18 protein-coding genes are annotated in these 18,130 nt (G+C 34.9%); 4 read left to right on the top strand and 14 right to left on the bottom strand.

Annotated elements, in window-relative coordinates; all coding sequences use genetic code 11:
* Nucleotides 1–223 precede the first annotated feature (223 nt).
* From dnaI to RZ78_RS03170, 11 genes are all read right to left on the bottom strand, one after another.
* A complete protein-coding gene (gene dnaI / locus RZ78_RS03220) occupies nt 224–1,156 on the bottom strand; it encodes a primosomal protein DnaI (protein WP_054608113.1) in 933 nt (310 codons plus the stop codon).
* Nucleotides 1,153–2,538 (bottom strand): replication initiation and membrane attachment family protein, encoded by a 1,386-nt coding sequence (locus tag RZ78_RS03215; protein WP_081006887.1) that lies wholly within the window; start codon nt 2,536–2,538, stop codon nt 1,153–1,155. Before RZ78_RS03215 ends, dnaI begins: the two co-directional genes overlap by 4 nt.
* 12 nt (nt 2,539–2,550) lie before the next feature.
* Nucleotides 2,551–3,021: a transcriptional regulator NrdR gene (gene nrdR, locus RZ78_RS03210; protein WP_034531205.1), complete on the bottom strand. Its 471-nt coding sequence runs from the start codon at nt 3,019–3,021 to the stop codon at nt 2,551–2,553.
* 14 nt (nt 3,022–3,035) lie between these two features.
* Complete coding sequence (gene coaE / locus RZ78_RS03205; protein WP_054608111.1) at nt 3,036–3,620, bottom strand: dephospho-CoA kinase; 585 nt, start codon at nt 3,618–3,620, stop codon at nt 3,036–3,038.
* A gap of 1 nt (nt 3,621) precedes the next feature.
* The gene (mutM, locus tag RZ78_RS03200; RefSeq protein WP_054608110.1) at nt 3,622–4,455 is read right to left on the bottom strand and encodes a bifunctional DNA-formamidopyrimidine glycosylase/DNA-(apurinic or apyrimidinic site) lyase; all 834 of its coding nucleotides are present in this window, start codon (nt 4,453–4,455) and stop codon (nt 3,622–3,624) included.
* A 20-nt stretch (nt 4,456–4,475) separates the two neighbouring features.
* The gene (polA, locus tag RZ78_RS03195) at nt 4,476–7,124 is read right to left on the bottom strand and encodes a DNA polymerase I (protein WP_054608109.1); all 2,649 of its coding nucleotides are present in this window, start codon (nt 7,122–7,124) and stop codon (nt 4,476–4,478) included.
* A gap of 107 nt (nt 7,125–7,231) precedes the next feature.
* Nucleotides 7,232–7,927, bottom strand: coding sequence for a Bax inhibitor-1/YccA family protein (locus RZ78_RS03190; protein WP_054608108.1), 696 nt, complete (start codon nt 7,925–7,927; stop codon nt 7,232–7,234).
* 71 nt (nt 7,928–7,998) lie between these two features.
* Nucleotides 7,999–9,330: a UDP-N-acetylmuramate--L-alanine ligase gene (murC, locus tag RZ78_RS03185; protein WP_034531212.1), complete on the bottom strand. Its 1,332-nt coding sequence runs from the start codon at nt 9,328–9,330 to the stop codon at nt 7,999–8,001.
* Nucleotides 9,331–9,399: 69 nt separating this feature from the next.
* A complete protein-coding gene (locus tag RZ78_RS03180; protein ID WP_191978836.1) occupies nt 9,400–11,970 on the bottom strand; it encodes a DNA translocase FtsK in 2,571 nt (856 codons plus the stop codon).
* Between the two features lie 64 nt (nt 11,971–12,034).
* A complete protein-coding gene (ytpR, locus tag RZ78_RS03175; RefSeq protein ID WP_054608107.1) occupies nt 12,035–12,679 on the bottom strand; it encodes a YtpR family tRNA-binding protein in 645 nt (214 codons plus the stop codon).
* 27 nt (nt 12,680–12,706) lie between these two features.
* Entirely contained in the window at nt 12,707–13,024 is a 318-nt protein-coding gene (locus tag RZ78_RS03170; protein WP_034531217.1) for a thioredoxin family protein, read from the bottom strand.
* 140 nt (nt 13,025–13,164) lie between these two features.
* Here RZ78_RS03170 and RZ78_RS03165 point away from each other — a divergent pair, with 140 nt between their 5' ends.
* Nucleotides 13,165–13,446, top strand: coding sequence for a hypothetical protein (locus RZ78_RS03165; protein WP_054608106.1), 282 nt, complete (start codon nt 13,165–13,167; stop codon nt 13,444–13,446).
* Here RZ78_RS03165 and trmB read toward each other — a convergent pair whose 3' ends face one another.
* From trmB to RZ78_RS03150, 3 genes are all read right to left on the bottom strand, one after another.
* Nucleotides 13,447–14,097 carry a tRNA (guanosine(46)-N7)-methyltransferase TrmB gene (gene trmB / locus RZ78_RS03160; protein ID WP_034531218.1) on the bottom strand — a complete coding sequence of 217 codons (651 nt, stop codon included), beginning with the start codon at nt 14,095–14,097 and terminating at the stop codon, nt 13,447–13,449. It lies immediately after the preceding gene.
* Nucleotides 14,098–14,218: 121 nt separating this feature from the next.
* Nucleotides 14,219–15,430: an ABC transporter permease gene (locus tag RZ78_RS03155; protein ID WP_054608105.1), complete on the bottom strand. Its 1,212-nt coding sequence runs from the start codon at nt 15,428–15,430 to the stop codon at nt 14,219–14,221.
* Complete coding sequence (locus RZ78_RS03150; RefSeq protein ID WP_054483294.1) at nt 15,423–16,160, bottom strand: ABC transporter ATP-binding protein; 738 nt, start codon at nt 16,158–16,160, stop codon at nt 15,423–15,425. Before RZ78_RS03150 ends, RZ78_RS03155 begins: the two co-directional genes overlap by 8 nt.
* Nucleotides 16,161–16,273: 113 nt before the next feature.
* Between RZ78_RS03150 and RZ78_RS03145 the strand changes: the two genes are divergently transcribed.
* The 3 genes from RZ78_RS03145 (at nt 16,274) to RZ78_RS03135 (ending at nt 18,005) form a co-directional block, all read left to right on the top strand.
* On the top strand, nt 16,274–16,702 hold the full coding sequence (locus RZ78_RS03145; RefSeq protein WP_034531222.1) for an HIT family protein: 429 nt from the start codon (nt 16,274–16,276) through the stop codon (nt 16,700–16,702).
* Between the two features lie 2 nt (nt 16,703–16,704).
* Complete coding sequence (locus RZ78_RS03140) at nt 16,705–17,016, top strand: hypothetical protein (protein ID WP_034531224.1); 312 nt, start codon at nt 16,705–16,707, stop codon at nt 17,014–17,016.
* A 104-nt stretch (nt 17,017–17,120) separates the two neighbouring features.
* The gene (locus RZ78_RS03135) at nt 17,121–18,005 is read left to right on the top strand and encodes a peptidylprolyl isomerase (RefSeq protein ID WP_237756977.1); all 885 of its coding nucleotides are present in this window, start codon (nt 17,121–17,123) and stop codon (nt 18,003–18,005) included.
* The last annotated feature ends 125 nt before the right edge of the window (nt 18,006–18,130 follow it).

Below are 18,130 nucleotides of genomic sequence, written 5' to 3'. Positions count from 1 at the left end.
AATTCTACCTATTTGCACGAACAAATAGGCCTCATAATAGTCTATAACGAAACAACCCGATTCAGAATTTTCCTCTGATTAAAAATAAAAGTGGTAACTTCAAACCTGAACATGAAGATACTTCCAGCAAATGTATCCTCTCCCTGTAAGTCGAGATCTGAAATCATGTCTTTTATCAACTGTCTTTATTATCGACAGTCACGCTTAAATTGTCAAGCATTAATTATTGTGGGCGACGATTTTGACCAAACATCCCTACTTCTTTTGCCAAGTAGTGAACACGTTGCATGATTCGTTTAGCCTTAAGTGGTTCTACGTCACCTTTATTGTTAATAGCTAGGTGTTCTTCTTCAAATTGTTGCATTGAGAAGTTTGAAGTAAAGAATGTACTTAGTGAGTTTTGCATTCTGTATTCAAGAATAACACCTAAGATATCATCCCTTACCCATGATGACATAGAATCAGCACCAATATCATCTAGGATTAAGACTGGTGTCTTCTTAATTGCATCTAGTTTGTCAGCAACCAAGTTACTTGAAATCGCACTCTTCATTTCAACTGCAAAACTTGGGAAGTGAACCAATGTTACTTCAAATCCGTTCTTGGCTAATTCATTTGCCATTGCAGCCATTAGGAATGTTTTTCCAACACCAAATTCACCGTATAGATACATCCCTTGGTGCCATTTCTTAGGCGTGTTGGTATATTCCTCGATGAAATCAGTAACTAATCCCATCGCATTCATACGATAATCATTTTCACTTAAATCAAATTGATCTAAAGTGACGTTCTTAATGTTCTTAGGCATGGCAACTGCATGGATTCGTTTAAGCACTTTGGCCTTCTTCATGTTATCCTTAGTTTCTTGTGTAGGAACGTATGAAATATCAACCAATCCCTTATTAACAACTAATACTGGAGTATATCCAGGAATCGTTGTTGGTTGATTGTTCTTTAGTTTGTTATTCTCTTGAACAAATTCATATAGTTTTGACATTGAGCGTTTTACAACATCGTCTTCCAACTCATCTTTGTGCTTGTTTAAAAATGATTTAACGTCTTCATTATTTAAAACAGCATTGACTGATTGTTGGTAACGTTCATTGTATTTTGGTTTGCTTAAAGTCTTGGCAAATTCATCACTTAAGTTTTTCATTCTCTACCCTCTTTTCTACTGTTACGAAGCTTTTGAATTCTAGCTTCTAGTTCTTTTTTCTTATCTTCGTTTACCTTACCATATTCCTTTGGCTTTTCGTTATCTTTTGCCCAATCGGGAAGGGTTTCTTTAACCGTCATCTTACGATTGTTATTGAAACGTGATTTTCTAGGTTTGTTTAATTCTTTTTGTCTGTTCTTGATGAAAGTAATTGCCTTGCTTGCATCGGAAACATTGTTTTGTGACCAGTTATCAGCAATTGCTTCAAAGAGGTTCTTATTTAAACCGGACTTTTCTTGATCAATTAGTAGATGATAAACAATCATATTGATTACTTCTGGTTTTAGAATTTGTCTAGAAACCAAGTCAGAAATCATGCGTTCCTCATTGCTATGAACATAACCACCCTTAGCATTCTTCAAATAGTTTAAAAATTCGATTGGTGCATATTCACTGGCCGATTTAATCAATTGTCTTTCCTGGGCGTTTAAATCGTTGCTATCTGCCTCGGTAGATTTATCAGCATTGGTGGCTTCACGTGATATGTTATCCGCATTTGATTGAAATTGTCTAGATACCAAAATCTTAAAGTTGTTTGGATCAAAGACGTTATTGGTAACATTAGTTGCCTTTTCAATCAATTTAGCCATTTCAATCTCATCGATACCGTACAATTGATGTTCTGAATTAATCAAATTGATATTCTTCTTAACATCGGATGTATTAACGTAAGACTGGTTTAGCATGTCTAATAGTAAATTAAAGTCAAAGTCATCACTTTTTTCGATGACTGGACCGGCTTTAACGTGACTACTATTATCATTAATACTATTTTTAACTTGTTGAACAGCCTTTGGTGTGTTGGTAACTTCGCTATCACGAATATTAAACACTTGAAGGAAGTTTCTTGAAACGTCTTTATATTCGGACAAATCAAATCCAGGTCGGATAAATTCATTGTATAAGTCAACGTATCTATCTTCACCAATTACTTGTAAAAGTGAAACGCTTAGTAAATCATCAATAAAGAAATCATTAACGGATAGTGGACTAACCAGACGATAGACGTATTGTTTTTCGCCCTTATCACTAGTCTTGATGTATGTCTTCATCAAACCAGCCGCTTCTAATCTTAAGCGGGCCTCGTAAAATGATTTCATGTCGACACTCAAATAAGACAAGGTTTCAAAATGACTATGTGCTTGATGTGTCTTTCTTTCATGACTCATACGCCAAAAATTGTTAATCAAAGCATATGGCAAGACACCAATGATTGGCTGATATAAAACATCCAAAGAAGTTCTTTGTAAGTCAGATAAATCATCATCTGCCAACAATATAAACTTGGATAGAGGATCTACCTCTCGCCATTGATCTGTCATATTAATTCCCCGCTATTTCTTATTTTTTTGGTCCTTATCTAATACCTCTTTTAATTCATTATAAAAGACCGTCATATCTTTAAATTGACGATAAACACTAGCAAATCTAATATAAGCAATTTCATCGACATTCACTAGTTCTTTCATCACATATTCACCAATTAGTTGGCTTGATACTTCGTTTTCACCTAAAGAACGGATACGGTTTTCAACCTTATCTGCGATAGATGTCATTGCGTCCATTGGCACTGGACGTTTTTCAGCAGAACGAATAATTCCGCGAAGAATCTTTTCGTGATCAAATTCTTCACGATTGCCGTTGTTCTTAATAACTAATAATGGTGTTTGTTCAATTCTTTCAAATGTTGTATATCTGTAATTACAATTTTCACATTCACGTCGACGTCTGATTACCTGGCCATTTTCGGCAGGACGACTGTCAACTACTCTCGAAGAGTTTTTATGGCAATGAGGACATTGCATATGTTTCACCTCAATTAATCTATGTTATTAAACAATTTTACCACTTGATTGCGTGTTTGCATAATGCTTCCATTACTATCAATCACATAAGTGGACAATTCAGCCTTAATTTTTAAAGGCCATTGACTCTTAATTCTTGCGTCTGCATCTTCCTTAGATAGAGAATCACGTTCCATCAAGCGCTTCTCCTGTTCAGCGAAATCACAAACAACGCTGATAACGTCGTCACACATAAAGTGATAACCATTTTCAAACAATGTCGGTGCATCTAGGATTACTACTTCATTTGTAGTTTCATTAATTCTTCTAATCACTTCGCTGCGAATGAATGGATCAATGATTCTGGTTAATTCAATTAGTTTAGATTTGTTATTAAACACGATTGAACCTAATTTTTGTCGATTTAACTCACCATCTTCTTTGATAATATCTTTACCAAAAAAGGCAGCAATAGCCTCTAGACCTTTGCTGCCTTTTGATTGAACCTGGTGAGTAATTTTATCAGCGTCGATGATTTCGTATCCAACACTTGCTAGATACTCAGCCACTGTTGATTTTCCAGTGGCAATTCCACCGGTCAAACCAATTACTCTTGTCATATTATTCAACCACTTTTCTTTGACAGTTAGGACAGAATGTTGTGCCTCGTTGAGCCACCTTAATCTTTTCTAATAAGGTATCGCAACGTTCGCAAGGTTCACCTTTTCTACCATACACATGTAGATGGTTTTGGAATGATCCAGCTTCTCCATATGCATTTGAATAAGAGTGAACAGTAGTTCCATGTCCCTTAATTGCCATTTTTATTTCTGCAATAATGTTCTTTCTTAATTCTTCAATTTCTTCATCAGTAATTAAGTTTGTTTGAGTTTCAGGATGAATCTTGGTCAACCATAAAACTTCGTCACAGTAAATATTACCTAATCCAGCAATATTACTTTGGTTTAGTAAAAATGGCTTAATCTTTCCTCTAGCCTTGTTCATGATTGATTTCATGTAATCAAATGTTAGAGTTTCATCTGTTGGTTCAGGACCAATTGTTCCTAACCCAGAAAGCGTCTTTTCGTCACCATTTTTAACTAAGTACATTCGACCAAACTTACGACTATCTTTGTATCTTAGTTCACGGTCGTCATCCAAATGAAAAATAATATGAGTATGTTTAGTTGGTTCAGTTCCATCTGGTTCAACGTCATACTTACCTTCCATTCTTAGATGTGAGACCAAAGTCATTGCGTTATCAAATCTAAATAATAGGTATTTACCACGTCGATCAATACGATTAATAGTGTGGTCTTCTAGAGTATCCTTGAATTCCTTTGCACTAACATTAATCATTTTTGGATATAATACATCAATTGTCTTAACCTTAGCACTTTCCACTAAGTTAGTAAGACCTCTTCTAACAGTTTCTACTTCAGGTAATTCAGGCATATCATTAAACCTCACTTAATTTATTTCAAACTGTACCAGTTTTTACCGTAATGGCTTTTAACATTTAGCGGAACGTTAAGTTCAACAGCTGAGTCCATTACCTTTGGTACTAATTCGCTTAGTACTTCAATTTCTTCATCAGGTGCTTCAAAAATCAATTCATCATGCACTTGTAATAACATCTTGGCTTTCATGCCACGTTTGTTTAATTCGTTTTCCATCTTAATCATTGCAATCTTGATGATATCAGCAGCACTACCTTGGATTGGTGAGTTCATTGCTGTTCTTTCTGCAAAAGATCTTAGGTTAAAGTTCTTTGAATTGATGTCAGGTAGATAGCGTCGACGGTGAAGGATGGTTTCAACATAACCATTTTTCTTTGCGCTTTCAACACTTTCATCCATGTATTTCTTAACACCAGGATATTCAGCAAAGTACTTTTCGATGAACTCCTTAGCATCTTTACGACTGATTCCAGTATTCTTTGCTAAACCAAAATCGGAAATACCATAAACAATTCCGAAGTTAACGGCCTTAGCTTGACGACGAAGTTCAGGAGTAACTTCACTGTTATCCTTCAATCCAAAGATTCTTCTGGCGGTTGATGCATGAATATCATCGTTATGAATGAATTCATCTTGCATGTTCTTGTCACCAGAGATAGAAGCAAGAACTCTCAATTCAATTTGAGAATAATCGGATGAGAAGATTTGGTAGTTATCATGACTAGGCACGAATGCTTGTCTGATTTTACGTCCTTCTTCAGTTCTTACCGGGATGTTTTGTAGATTAGGATCTACAGAAGATAATCTTCCAGTTTGGGTAAGAGTTTGTAGGTATCTAGTATGAACCTTACCATCCCCATGAATATCAGATAATAATCCTTCAACATAGGTTGATAGAATCTTGGATAGTTGACGATATTCAAGGATTGCTTCAACGATTGGATAGTCAGGAGCAAGTTGTTCCAACACACCTACTGCAGTCGAGTAACCGGTCTTAGTTTTCTTAATTACAGGTAGTTGTAATTTTTCAAATAGAATTACACCCAGTTGCTTAGGGGATGCAATATTGAATTCTTCACCAGCATCGTTATAGATAGTTTGTTTGATTTCTTCCAAACGTTCTGAAAGTTTGCTTTGCATTTCGTTTAAAACGTCTTTATCAACTACCACACCAGCAATTTCCATTCTTGCTAATACGAATGTTAATGGTAATTCAACATCAGTATATAGGTCCCATTGGTTATTTTCCTTTAAACCATCAAATAACTTATCTTTTAATGCGTCAATGGCATTTAACTTTCTAGCAAAGTGGTTAAATAACTTGTCGCCTTCAGGAATCTCACGCTTAGCACCTTTACCATATACATCATCATCTGATTGAACATCAAAATAATCATGACGATTAGCGACCTTACCTAAATCATTGCTATTGTCGTTTGTGTCCAACAGATATGAAGATAGCAATAAATCAAAATCAACGTTGTTTAATGTAATGCCTAAACGATTTAAACCAACATAGGTTCTCTTAGCATCAAACACATCTTTTTTAACATCATTGCTTTCAATGATTTGTTTAATCTGATCACTCTTTAGATATTCAGCATCGTTTGATACATATATCTTATCGTTAATCTTTAGAGCAAATCCAATGAATGGAGCATCATGATAGTTGTCACCATCCATACCAAGGTAAAATGTTACCTTGTCGCTGTCTTGTTTAGCGATTTCAGATAATGTATCATCACTAACTTCAACGTATTCAATATCCTTCATATTAGCATTTTGAGTGGTGTTCATTTCACTAAGGAATTTTCTAAAGTTCATTTGACGATAAAATGCGATTAAATCGTCTAAATGATCTCCCTCGTATTCTGTATCATCAATTGAAATTTCGATTGGAGCTTCACGATTAATTCTAGCTAACTTCTTGGCTAGGAAAGCTTCATCCTTATCTTCAATTAGGTGTTCCTTTAGTTTCTTACCTGAAACCTCATCGAGATGGTCATATAGGTTTTCGACGCTACCAAATTGCTTTACTAGTTTTAGGGATGTCTTGTCACCAACACCGGTAACACCAGAGTAATTATCAGATGAATCACCTTTCAAGGCTTTCCAATCAATAATTTGTTCGGGAGTAATCCCCATTGTTTCTTTAACATAGTCAGTATCGTATCTTACAACACCAGAAACACCACGGTTAGAAATTGATACAGTTGTCTTATCTGAACATAGTTGAGTTAAATCGTTATCTCCAGTAACAATGGTGGTATCGAATCCTAGACCATCAGCTTGTTTTGAAAGTGTACCGATAATGTCATCTGCTTCATAATTTTTTAGTTGGTAATATTTAATACCACGATTTTTTAATAGCTCTTTTACGTAGTCGAATTGCTCAACTAATTCTTCAGGAGTCTTGTCTCTACCAGCCTTGTAATCAGAGTACATTTCTGTTCTAAATGTAGTTTTTCCGGCATCAAAGGCTACCAGAACGTGAGTAGGTTTCACTTTATCTAACATGATATTTAGCATGTTATTGAAACCGTAAATTGCGTTAGTATGTACCCCTTCGTTATTAGTAAAACGATCTACTAATTTAATTAAAGCAAAGAAGGCTTTATAAGTAATACTATTTCCATCGATTAATAATAATCTCTTATCAGACATATAATTCTCCTTACCGTTTTCTTCGATAATTTAATTTTAACATGCACGCATAGTATATTATATAAAAAATAAAAAAGATGGTGTTGTATAAACACCATCTTTTTTTATTATCTGTTGTCATCACCAAGACCAAAAATTCTTAGTAAGTTTAGGAATAAGTTAATAAAGTCCATGTATAAAATCATCGCACCATTAATGGCTAAACCATTTTCTGATACTTCAGAACCATATTCGTTAAATGCTTCCTTAATCTTTTGACTGTCATAAGCAGTAAATGCGGTAAAGATAATCACAGCAATAAATGAAATGAATAGGTCAAATAATGGATTGTGTAAGAACAAATTAATGATACTTACAACAAGCAATGCAATAAATGCAGCCATTGCTTGAGTTCCAATCTTATCTAAGCTCTTCTTAGTAGTAAGACCAATGATTGCCATAATGGCGAAATCAATGGTAGTAGTGAAGAATGCTTCGGCAATTGCAGTTGGACTGTAAAACATAAATACGTATGAGAATAATCCACCTGTTAATGCTGAAAAGACCACTAACATAATAAATCCAGCGAATGCATTACGCATAGCAACTGATTGAGTAGCAAAAGCTAACACAAACCATAGAATGAAACCTACGATAGTTGCTCCAGAGCTAAAACTAGCGTGGTACATTCCACCCATTAGATATGCAACAATTCCAGAAATTAATACTGAAAGAGTCATCCATCCGTATGTTTTAGTTAAAAATCTGTTCATACCGAAAGCATCGTTTACTAAACGACGTCCAGCTTGATCATAGTTATTCATAAAATCCATAAACCTCCTTGTTTACGATGTGTTAGAAGTATTCTACCAGAATCGTAAGAAACTACAAGTGTTTAATTCATGTTATTTGTTACATCATTCAACAAGTTTTCGTAGATTCTTTCGTACTTTTGAATATCTCCAGCACCCATGAATACGACGACAGCGTCATGATATTCAAGTAATGGTGACATGTTTTCGGCTTCAATTAATCCACCATTCTTAGTAATCTTGTTTGCTAAGTCAGCACTTGAAATCTTACCAGATTTTTCACGTGGTGAGCTGTAAATCTTGGTGATGTATACGTCATCAGCCTTGTTTAGACTCTTAGCGAAATCATCTAGGTAAGCGATTGTACGACTGAATGTGTGTGGTTGGAATACCGCAATAATCTTCTTGTTTGGGTATTCTTGTCTTGCAGCATCAATGGTTGCGTCAATTTCTGATGGATGATGAGCATAGTCATCAATAATAGTCATATCAGCAACTTTTCTTTGTGCAAAACGTCTCTTAACACCCTTGAAAGTTTCTAGTTCACGTTGAACTTCGTCTAGGTTGTCGTGTTCGAAGTATGAAACAGCGATAACTGCTAATGCGTTCAACACGTTGTGTTCACCATATAAGTGAATTTGGAAATGACCTAATTTCTTACCCTTGTATTCAACATCAAATTCTGAACCAGAAGTGCTCTTAACAACATTAACAGCTCTAAAGTCATCGTCTTCTCTAGTTCCGTAGTAATAGATTGGAACATCAGCTTTAATGTCTCTTAGGTTTTCATCGTCACCCCAAGCAAAGATACCTTTCTTTGTTTGGTTAGCAAATGTTTGGAATGCACTCTTAACATCTTCGATTCCTGTGTAGTAATCAGGGTGATCGAAGTCAATGTTAGTCATGATTGCATAGTCTGGACTAGTTGCCAAGAAATGACGACGGTATTCGTCAGCTTCGTATGCAAAGAATCTAGCATTCGGAACACCTTTACCAGTACCATCACCGATAAGGTAATCAGTAGGTGCAATTCCTGACAATACGTGGGCTAATAAACCAGTAGTACTTGTCTTACCATGGGCACCACAAACACCAATACTAGTGTGTCCTTTAATCATTTCACCTAGGAATTCGTGGTATCTAAATACTGGTAATCCCATTTCTCTTGCTTTTTTGATTTCTGGTTGATCATCTGTAAATGAGTTACCTGCAATTACAGTTAAACCTTCTTTAATGTTATCTACGTTAAAAGGAAGTACTTTAATTCCTGCTTGTTCTAGACCCACTTGAGTAAATGTGTATTTATCAATGTCTGAACCTTGTACTTCGTATCCTCTATCTTTAAGGATTCTTGCCATTGCCGACATTCCTGTACCTTTAACACCGACAAAGTGATATATTTTCTTTGCATCCATAATTAAATGCTCCTTTTATCTCTCATTAATCTTATAATATCAGATTTGAGCTGATATGGCGCCCCTTTTTTAAATATTTAACTTTTTGTAATCACTTTCGGTTAAATATACATCTCTCGGTTTAGAGCCATGTTGACCTGATACATAATTATGCTTCTCTAATTCATCAATCAAACTGGCCGCTCGATTGTATCCAATTGAGAAGACTCTTTGTAGTTTTGATGTAGATACTGTTTCTTCATTGGAAATGTATTCCAAAACATCTGGCATTAATTCGTCTTGCTGTTCAACTTGGTTTACGCTCTTCAACAATGAATCAGGTTGAAAGGCATACTTAGGTTCACCTTGTTTTCTAACTTCATCGGTTACTCTTTCGATTTCATCGTTAGTGACAAATGTACCTTGTAAACGAGCAGATTGACTTGCCCCATTTCCTAAGTACAACATATCACCTTTTCCAAGTAACCTTTCGGCACCAGCGGTATCGATAATGGTTCTCGAATCAACTTGACTGGATACCATGAAGGCAACACGAGTTGGAATATTATTCTTGATTGTACCGGTAATAATATCAACACTAGGTCTTTGAGTAGCAACAATCAAATGAATACCTGCCGCTCTGGCCTTTTGGGTAATTCTAACGATGTAGTCTTGAACTTCGTTAGAAGCGACCATCATCAAGTCGGCCAACTCATCGATTACAATCAAGATGTATGGCATCTTCTTGGTGTATTCACCAGCTTGTTCAGCCATTTGATTGAATTGTTCGATGTTTCTTGCCCCTGCTGCAGCAAGTTTTTCATATCTTTCGTCCATTTCCTTAACAGACCATTTCAAAGCAGCAGATGCTTGTTTTGGATCTGAAATAACTGGTGAAAGTAAGTGTGGCAATTTATCGTAAGGAGCCATTTCAACGGCCTTTGGATCAATTAAAATCATCTTTAATTGTGCAGGAGTTGCCTTGTATAGTAGTGAAATTAACAAACTATTTAAGAACACACTCTTCCCTGAACCAGTTGCCCCGGCAATCAAACCATGAGGCATCTTGCTCAAGTCTGTCATTTGAGGTTTACCTGTTAGGTCGACCCCTAAAGCAACAGTAAGTGGTTTATCAGTCTTTTCAAACTGTGGCGTGTCCAATACTTCGGATAATCTAACCGGTCTTGGTTTTGGATTTGGAATTTCAATACCTACAGTTGTCTTTCCAGGAATTGGTGCTTCAATTCTGATGTCTTTGGCAGCCAATGCTAGTTTCAAGTCATCTGTCAGGTTAGTAATCTTACTTACCTTCACCCCTAGTTGAAGTTTAATTTGGAATTGTGTAACTGTTGGTCCATTGGTCCAATCAACAACGTTTGCATCCACATTAAAAGCACGGAGTGTTTCATCCAAGATTTCAGCTTGATTTTCAATCCAATCATCCATTGAATCATCTTCAAATTCATCTGATGGTTCCAACAAATTCATAGATGGGAATTGATAGCCCTTATCGTCGTAGTCAGCAGACACACTTTCATCATGGTGATATTCTTCCTCAGGTATATCATCTTCTTCAGAAACGTCTGATTCCGATACTGGACGATCATTAAAGATAGACAAGTCTTTTTGCACGTTTTGTTCTTGATTCAAGATTGATGCTAAAGAGTGTCCTAATCCATGATTTTCAATATTTCTCTTTTCTTCATGTGGTTCTTCGATATGTTCATTATCGTCATTACCACTTGTTTTCGTTGCTGTTGCATCAATTTCGTCACTCTCTGCTTCATTGTATGAAACATCATAATCAGATGAAACATATTGAGTAGTATCTTCATCAACTGATGAATTATTTACTTCAGCATGTGAAGAGATAATGACATCACTATCTGAATTAGCGTAACTATCACCATCAGATTCATCATCGTAATAGTCATGAGTTTGCGTGTCATCTTCATTATCGTTTTCTGATTCTGAATCCAGTTGATTATCAGCATCGTGGTTTACCATCCCCATAAACTTATCAAATGAAGATTGATTAGATGAACTGCTTTGTTCGGCACTTTGTGGGACTTCATTACTTGAAGTCTCAGTATCATCATCAACAGTATCACTTACCGAAACAGATTCACTATCAGCCACAACTGCTTCTTGAGCTTTCGCTTCGCTTTCAGCAGCCTTACTTCTATCGATATAAGGTGTTGAGTATGGTTCTGCTTCTATGTCATTAAATTGTTCGATTGATTGTTTATCAACTGCATCAGCTTGACTAGTTGCAATTGATTCGTCTTCAGAAGTGCTAATTTCTTCTCGATCCAAATCAATAGCTCCAGTATCATCACTTGTCATACCAATTAATTCTTCATTGTGACGATCAAGTTGATTCATAATTTTTCTGAATTTGCTAGAAGTTTCGTTTTGGTAGAATTGAACTTTTGAGCCACTAGTTGAATTATGACTAGGTTTAAAAGCTGCTGCTCTTTTAGCAATTGGATTATCTCTGTTAAGTAGAAGATAATCTTCAGAATCATCATTTTGTCTTACAGTTGCATCTCTATTAGTTCGGGATTCACTTTTATTAGACTTATTATTATGTTTTAATTCATTGTTTTCACCTAAAACGTTATATTTACGGTAAAAAGCAGGTCCGTCATAGTGTTCCATTCAAGCGTCATCCTTAATCTAAAAATTTATGTATAGCGGGGATTTTAAATCCCCTTTTTCTTACTTATTTTGAAAATAATGTGTCAGCTTTATCAAAATCAAAAGCTTCTCCAACTTCTTGGTAATCGTTAGGTAGAATCAAAGCACCTGGTCTTTGTGGTGCATTTGGAATTAATAGTTCACGACCTGAACAAATCATTCCGTTACTTTCTTCACCCTTCAATTCACCAGGCCAAATGATTAGACCATCAGGCATCATTGCACCAACTTTGGCAACAACAACCTTGATGTCTTCTTGCATGTTTGGAGAACCACTAACGATTTGTAGTGTCTTACCATCATTAATTTCAGTTTCAGTAATCTTTAGGTGGTCAGACTTAGGATGTTCTTTAACAGATTTTACATATCCCACAACAAACTTTGGATCAGTATCCAATTCAATAGTGTCCTCAATTCCATTATCAGATAATGAATTGTTTAGGGCGTCTAAATCTTCTTGAGTTAAGGTAACTTCACCGTTTACTTCTTTTAGACGTGGTAATACTTCTGAAGCGTTAGTAAAGTTAAAACCAGTAACGTGGTCGTTTGATGCATCAGAAATTCTGACAACATTACCAATTTGTTCTACCTTTTGTTCTTTAGCATCTTCATCCAAGATGACAACTAAAATGTCACCAGTTTGTTTTGGGTTATAACTTGCAATTAACATTAAATCTTACCTTCCACATATTAATTATTATAGAGAATCGATAAATTCTTCTACTTGTTTCTTTGTTTTTCTGTCTTTATTGACGTAACGGCCAATTTCTTCACCGTTTTCAAATGCAACAAAGCTTGGAATACCAAAGATTGCTAAATCAGCAGCTAAATCAATGTTTTGGTCACGATCAACTGCGATAAATTTGTAATCTGGGTATTCTGCTTCAATTTCTGGCATTGCTGGCTTGATAAATGAGCAATCTGGACACCAGTCAGCTGAGAAGAATAGCATGTACTTGCCATCGCTAACAGTCTTCTTTAATTCATCTAAGTTCATTGTTGGTAATTGTTCCATGTTTATTCACTCCAATTATTTTTTCTTTATTATAACTTATTTCTTGCTATTTTCGATGCAGTTTGATTATAAATTTGAATGTAATATAATGTATCCTATACAAAAGGATGTGATATATCATTAAGTCTAAAAATGCAATCGTGTCAACCCTTGCCATTGGAGTTATCGGCACTAGTGTTTTAGTTGCTAAAAAGATTAAGCAAGAAAAGCATATTAAAAAAATTAACCTACAAATAACTCATGCAAAAAATACTTTAAACAAAAGCAAAGTTTACGGTAGCTGGGTTATGAAAAAGAATAACAATAAAGATTACGTTGGTGCTATCAACGTTTTAGAAAACGATGAAATAATTGAACGATACTTTGAAATTAATTCTAACTATCAATTCAAATGGATTAACGAACTTCAAGAAGACTATTAATTAGTCTTCTTTTTTGTTGAAGTAAGCAACAATCTTGTAGATTGGACCCTTACTACTAAACTTATGTTCATATTCAGTTTCAACATTATCTTCCATGTATTCACTATTGTGTAAATCAAGTGATAATAAATCGAAGTACATTCCGTAATTATTGAAAGTAATTACAGAGTATTCAAATAAGCCACGGTTATCAGTCTTGAAAACGACAGGAGCGTCCTCCTTTAGAATTGTCTTGTAACTATCTAAGAATGTTGGTGAAGTAAGTCTTCTCTTAGCATGACGCTTCTTTGGCCATGGATCTGAGAAGTTTAAATAAACTGTATCAATTTCATGTTTACCAAAGAAAGTATCTACACCTGCACCATCGGTATGAACCAATTGTAGGTTTGGTAAATCAGCTTCAACAACTTTTTTCAAAGCAATTGCGATAACTGTCTTTTGGATTTCGATACCTAAAAAGTTCACTTCAGGATGTTTTTTGGCCATTTCAACGATGAATTGACCCTTCCCTGTTCCAATTTCAATATGAATTGGTTGTTCTTTTTCAAAACGTTGTGACCATTTGCCAATCCAGTTTTCAGGATCAGTCACAATATATTTTTGGTTATCTTTGATATAACCGTCTGCCCATGGCTTATTTCTAACTCTCACGAATTATCCTCCTCATAAAAAATAGCCAAAACCAAGGTTTTGACTAATTAAATCTGCCAAATGTTCTATTTTTATTCTGTTACCTATTTTACTGGCTTTTTAATAGCTACGTCAAGCAACATCAATAATTTGAACTGGCTTTTTTTATTTTCTTTGGTACATATATTTTAATTAATAAAATCCATTCAATAACTAACGCCAATAATAACATTATTGACCCTAATAAATTAAACATGAAGATGGAACCAATCATCAATACGATAACCACTAAAATCATTATCTTGCCAATCACGTTGGTAAATGATTTTACTTGTTGATCAAAGGTAATTGGGTACAACGATGTAAAAACATTATCATCGAAGTTAGTAAAGTATGGAATTAGTTGAAACACAATCAAATACATAAATAGCAATGCGATTAAAATAGCCATCCAGTCTAGTTTAATTGCCCCAATGATGATTGCTCCCAGGACAGAAACCCGTGTTAATAGACCACTGATTTCCTTATCTCTAACTATTCCTCTTGAATATAGAACTGAATAAACGTCATCATTGAACATTTTGAACAATGAATCGAGATAGCTGCGTCTCTTAATTGCCCCTTGCATGTTTTCAACATCGGTAAACATGTTGAAGAAGCGATTAAGACTGTTTTCATGGCTTTCCGTCTTTTCAATCACTACTTGCCAATCGATGCTTTGTTGCTTTAATTTGGCAACCAATAAATGCGACAAAATCAACACCGCAATACCAATTATCACACCTACATAAACATTAATATAAGCGGCTAAGGCAACAATAACCAAAGGAATAATCACGCGGTAGAATATTTTTTTATTCAAAATATTACGATTGTGATGGTAGTTATCGATCATTTGAAAGTTTAAAATCATCATCTTTAAAAAGACCATGACTACTAAAAACATCGAAATTATAGCGATGTTAGTATTTACCATTGATTTTTCAATAAATGGAATCATGACAAACCATGCCACAATTTGGACAACGACTGCCAGTGACTTCGAGTATCTTAAGCCACTACGTAGGAAAGCAAAGAATTCTTTTTCCTTTGGCAACCAGAAGACGAAGTCGGCTCTTTTTACAAAAGTGACCAAATTATTTAGTTGAATAACAACTAATATAAGAACTACTAAGACTAGTTTTTCCCACCATTGGCCTGCTTGAAGGTGTTTAATAAACATCGCATATTGATAGCCAATTCCACCGATGATAAACATTAATGCAATCACAAAGAAATCATTAAATACATATCTTAAATATTTAGACATTTGCGTGAAATGGGATTGCAAACGCTGATTAAAAAGACTATTCATTAGCTTCTTCCTTTGCAAGCTTCAAGTAAATATCATTTAAGGAACTATCTTTGCTACCAAATTCATCCTGTAGCTTTTGAATGTTTCCTTCTGTTCTGATTTGCCCATTGTGAATCAAAACAAAACGATCACAGAATCTTTCGGCTGTATCTAATACGTGGGTAGACATTAAAATGCTGCTACCCTTTTTCTTTTGTTCTTCAATTAGGTTAAGCAAGTCATTTACTGCAACCGGGTCCAAGCCTAAGAACGGTTCATCAATAACAAATAATTTGGCATTTGTGATAAACGCACAAAGAATCATTACTTTTTGACGCATTCCCTTTGAGAAATTGACCGGGAACCATTCAAGTTTATTTTCTAGTCGAAACATCTTTAGCATTTTATTAGCATCTTCCCAAGCAGCTTGTTCGTCTAGATCGTAAGCCTTAATGGTAGTTTCAATATGTTCTTTTAAGGTTAGTTCTTTATATAAAACCGGGAATTCCGGAATGTATGCAATTTGTTTCTTATATTCTTCAATATCATCTTGCATTGCGATTCCATTAATCTTAATTGATCCAGAAAATGGTCTTAACAATCCAATGACATGATTGATTGTGGTTGACTTCCCTGCACCATTTAGACCGATTAAGCCGACTAATTCGCCGTCTTTTACGTCAAATGATACATCTTTTAGTACTGGAATTCGTGAGTATCCACCCACTAAATTATCCACTTTTAATGACACGGAATATCACCCCTATGAAATTTATTAACGTCAATTATATCACAAGTTCCTTTAAGCTTAATTTATGTTAATATGTATATAATCACAGTAATATCAAAGAAAGGAAGAATAATATGAGTGATTGTGTATTCTGCAAAATAATTGATGGTGAAATTCCTAGCTACACTATTTACGAAGATGAATATGTGAAAGCATTCTTGGATATTTCACAAGCTACACCTGGTCACACTTTAGTTGTGCCAAAAAAACATGTTGCTAATATCTACGAATATGATGAAAAGCTTGCTGAACAAGTATTTTCAAGAATTCCTAAGATTGCTAGAGCGATTCAAAAATCAGCTCCAGACATTTTAGGAATGAACATCGTAAATAACAACGGTGAATTGGCATATCAATCTGTGTTCCATTCACATTTCCACCTTATTCCTAGATATAGTGAAAACGATGGCTTCTCTATGAGCTTTCAAGACAACTCAGATAAGTACAATGAAGAAGCTTTTGAACAAATTAAAGCAAATATTATTAGTTCATTGGAGGAATAAGCATGATTAAATCAATGCTAAAGCTACTAGGATTATCTGCAGCTGGTTTGGCCGCTTATCTAGTTGTTACTAAACGTGATCCAAAAGAATTTGCCAACAGTGTTTATTCATCTACTAAGGATAAAATCAATGGCGTTTCAAACGTTTTAGATCAAAAAAATAAGCTAACTGCTAACATCTCAAAGTTACAGGATGAAGTTAGCAAGTCAAAGCCCACTATTGAAGCTATGCAAAGAGATATTGATGAATATCAATTCAAAATTAATCCACACGTAGATTTAATTAACCAAAGAATTAATAATATCACCAAATAAATTTAAAAATTTCTTAAGTTTTTTTGTGATAGAATTTACTATGTGTTAACGTAAAACTATCAGTTAATGATAGATAAAATAAAGAAATGGATGTGTATTACATTATGAATAAAAAAGTTCTAGTTGGACTTGCCGGTGCATTACTAAGTGTTTCATTAGTTGCCTGTGGTGATAAGACTGTTGCCGTTACTAACGGTGGTAAGATTACCCAAAGCGAATACTACAGCAGCATGAAGAACACTTCAAACGGTAAACAAGTTCTACAACAAATGATTTTAGACAAGGTATTGAACAAGGAATATGGTAGCAAGGTTTCTTCATCAGAAGTAAACGCTCAATACAACCAATACAAGAGTCAATACGGTTCAGAATTTGAAACTTTACTTGAACAACAAGGTTTAACTACTACTAGTTTCAAGAACCAACTAAAATCTAACCTACTTCTAAAGGCGGCTGTTAGAGCTAACATTTCATACTCAACTGCTGACCTAAAGAAACAATTCAAGAGCTACCAACCAAAGGTTACTGTTAACGAAATTTTAGTATCTGACAAGAAAACTGCTGAAAAAGTTATCTCAGAACTTAAGGATGGTAAGAAGTTCTCAGATCTTGCTAAGAAGTACTCAAAAGACACTTCAAACAAGAACAAATCAGGTCGTGTAACTCCATTTGATAACACAGACTCAAGCATCGATTCAGCATTTAGAAAAGCTGCTTACAAGCTATCAAACGGTGAATACACTAAGACACCTGTTAAGACTCAATACGGATACCAAATCATCCAAATGGTTAACCACCCTAAGAAGGGTTCATACAATGACCACATCAATGATCTAAAAGATCAAATTGCTACTTCTAAGTTAAGCGACAGCACTACTCTAAAGAGCGTTGTAACTAAGGTTCTTAAGAATGGTGGAGTTGAAATTAAGGATAAGGACTTACAAAACATCCTATCATCATACTTAACTAGCTCATCAAGCAGCAAATAATAGTTAAATAAAAAAGACTCCGGAATTTTCCGGAGTTGAACTGAACCCCTTGAGTTGGAGAAATCTAACTTAAGGGGTTCTTTTATGTTTTCTAAAGAATTAAAATTAGCTGCCATTAAAGATTA

This window comes from Apilactobacillus kunkeei (assembly GCF_001308195.1).
Classification (GTDB): Bacteria; Bacillota; Bacilli; order Lactobacillales; family Lactobacillaceae; genus Apilactobacillus; species Apilactobacillus kunkeei_C.
This window is presented reverse-complemented; position numbering and strand designations above follow the sequence as displayed.

Excerpts from the sequence above, each read along its gene's own strand:
- RZ78_RS03190 (WP_054608108.1), bottom strand. The coding sequence starts at position 7,927 with ATGAATAACTATGATCAAGCTGGACGTCGTTTAGTAAACGATGCTTTC.
- RZ78_RS03135 (WP_237756977.1), top strand. The coding sequence starts at position 17,121 with ATGAATAAAAAAGTTCTAGTTGGACTTGCCGGTGCATTACTAAGTGTT.
- murC (WP_034531212.1), bottom strand. The coding sequence starts at position 9,330 with ATGGATGCAAAGAAAATATATCACTTTGTCGGTGTTAAAGGTACAGGA.
- RZ78_RS03180 (WP_191978836.1), bottom strand. The coding sequence starts at position 11,970 with ATGGAACACTATGACGGACCTGCTTTTTACCGTAAATATAACGTTTTA.
- ytpR (WP_054608107.1), bottom strand. The coding sequence starts at position 12,679 with ATGTTAATTGCAAGTTATAACCCAAAACAAACTGGTGACATTTTAGTT.
- RZ78_RS03215 (WP_081006887.1), bottom strand. The coding sequence starts at position 2,538 with ATGACAGATCAATGGCGAGAGGTAGATCCTCTATCCAAGTTTATATTG.
- nrdR (WP_034531205.1), bottom strand. The coding sequence starts at position 3,021 with ATGCAATGTCCTCATTGCCATAAAAACTCTTCGAGAGTAGTTGACAGT.
- RZ78_RS03170 (WP_034531217.1), bottom strand. The coding sequence starts at position 13,024 with ATGGAACAATTACCAACAATGAACTTAGATGAATTAAAGAAGACTGTT.
- coaE (WP_054608111.1), bottom strand. The coding sequence starts at position 3,620 with ATGACAAGAGTAATTGGTTTGACCGGTGGAATTGCCACTGGAAAATCA.
- dnaI (WP_054608113.1), bottom strand. The coding sequence starts at position 1,156 with ATGAAAAACTTAAGTGATGAATTTGCCAAGACTTTAAGCAAACCAAAA.
- RZ78_RS03140 (WP_034531224.1), top strand. The coding sequence starts at position 16,705 with ATGATTAAATCAATGCTAAAGCTACTAGGATTATCTGCAGCTGGTTTG.
- mutM (WP_054608110.1), bottom strand. The coding sequence starts at position 4,455 with ATGCCTGAATTACCTGAAGTAGAAACTGTTAGAAGAGGTCTTACTAAC.
- RZ78_RS03155 (WP_054608105.1), bottom strand. The coding sequence starts at position 15,430 with ATGAATAGTCTTTTTAATCAGCGTTTGCAATCCCATTTCACGCAAATG.
- RZ78_RS03145 (WP_034531222.1), top strand. The coding sequence starts at position 16,274 with ATGAGTGATTGTGTATTCTGCAAAATAATTGATGGTGAAATTCCTAGC.
- polA (WP_054608109.1), bottom strand. The coding sequence starts at position 7,124 with ATGTCTGATAAGAGATTATTATTAATCGATGGAAATAGTATTACTTAT.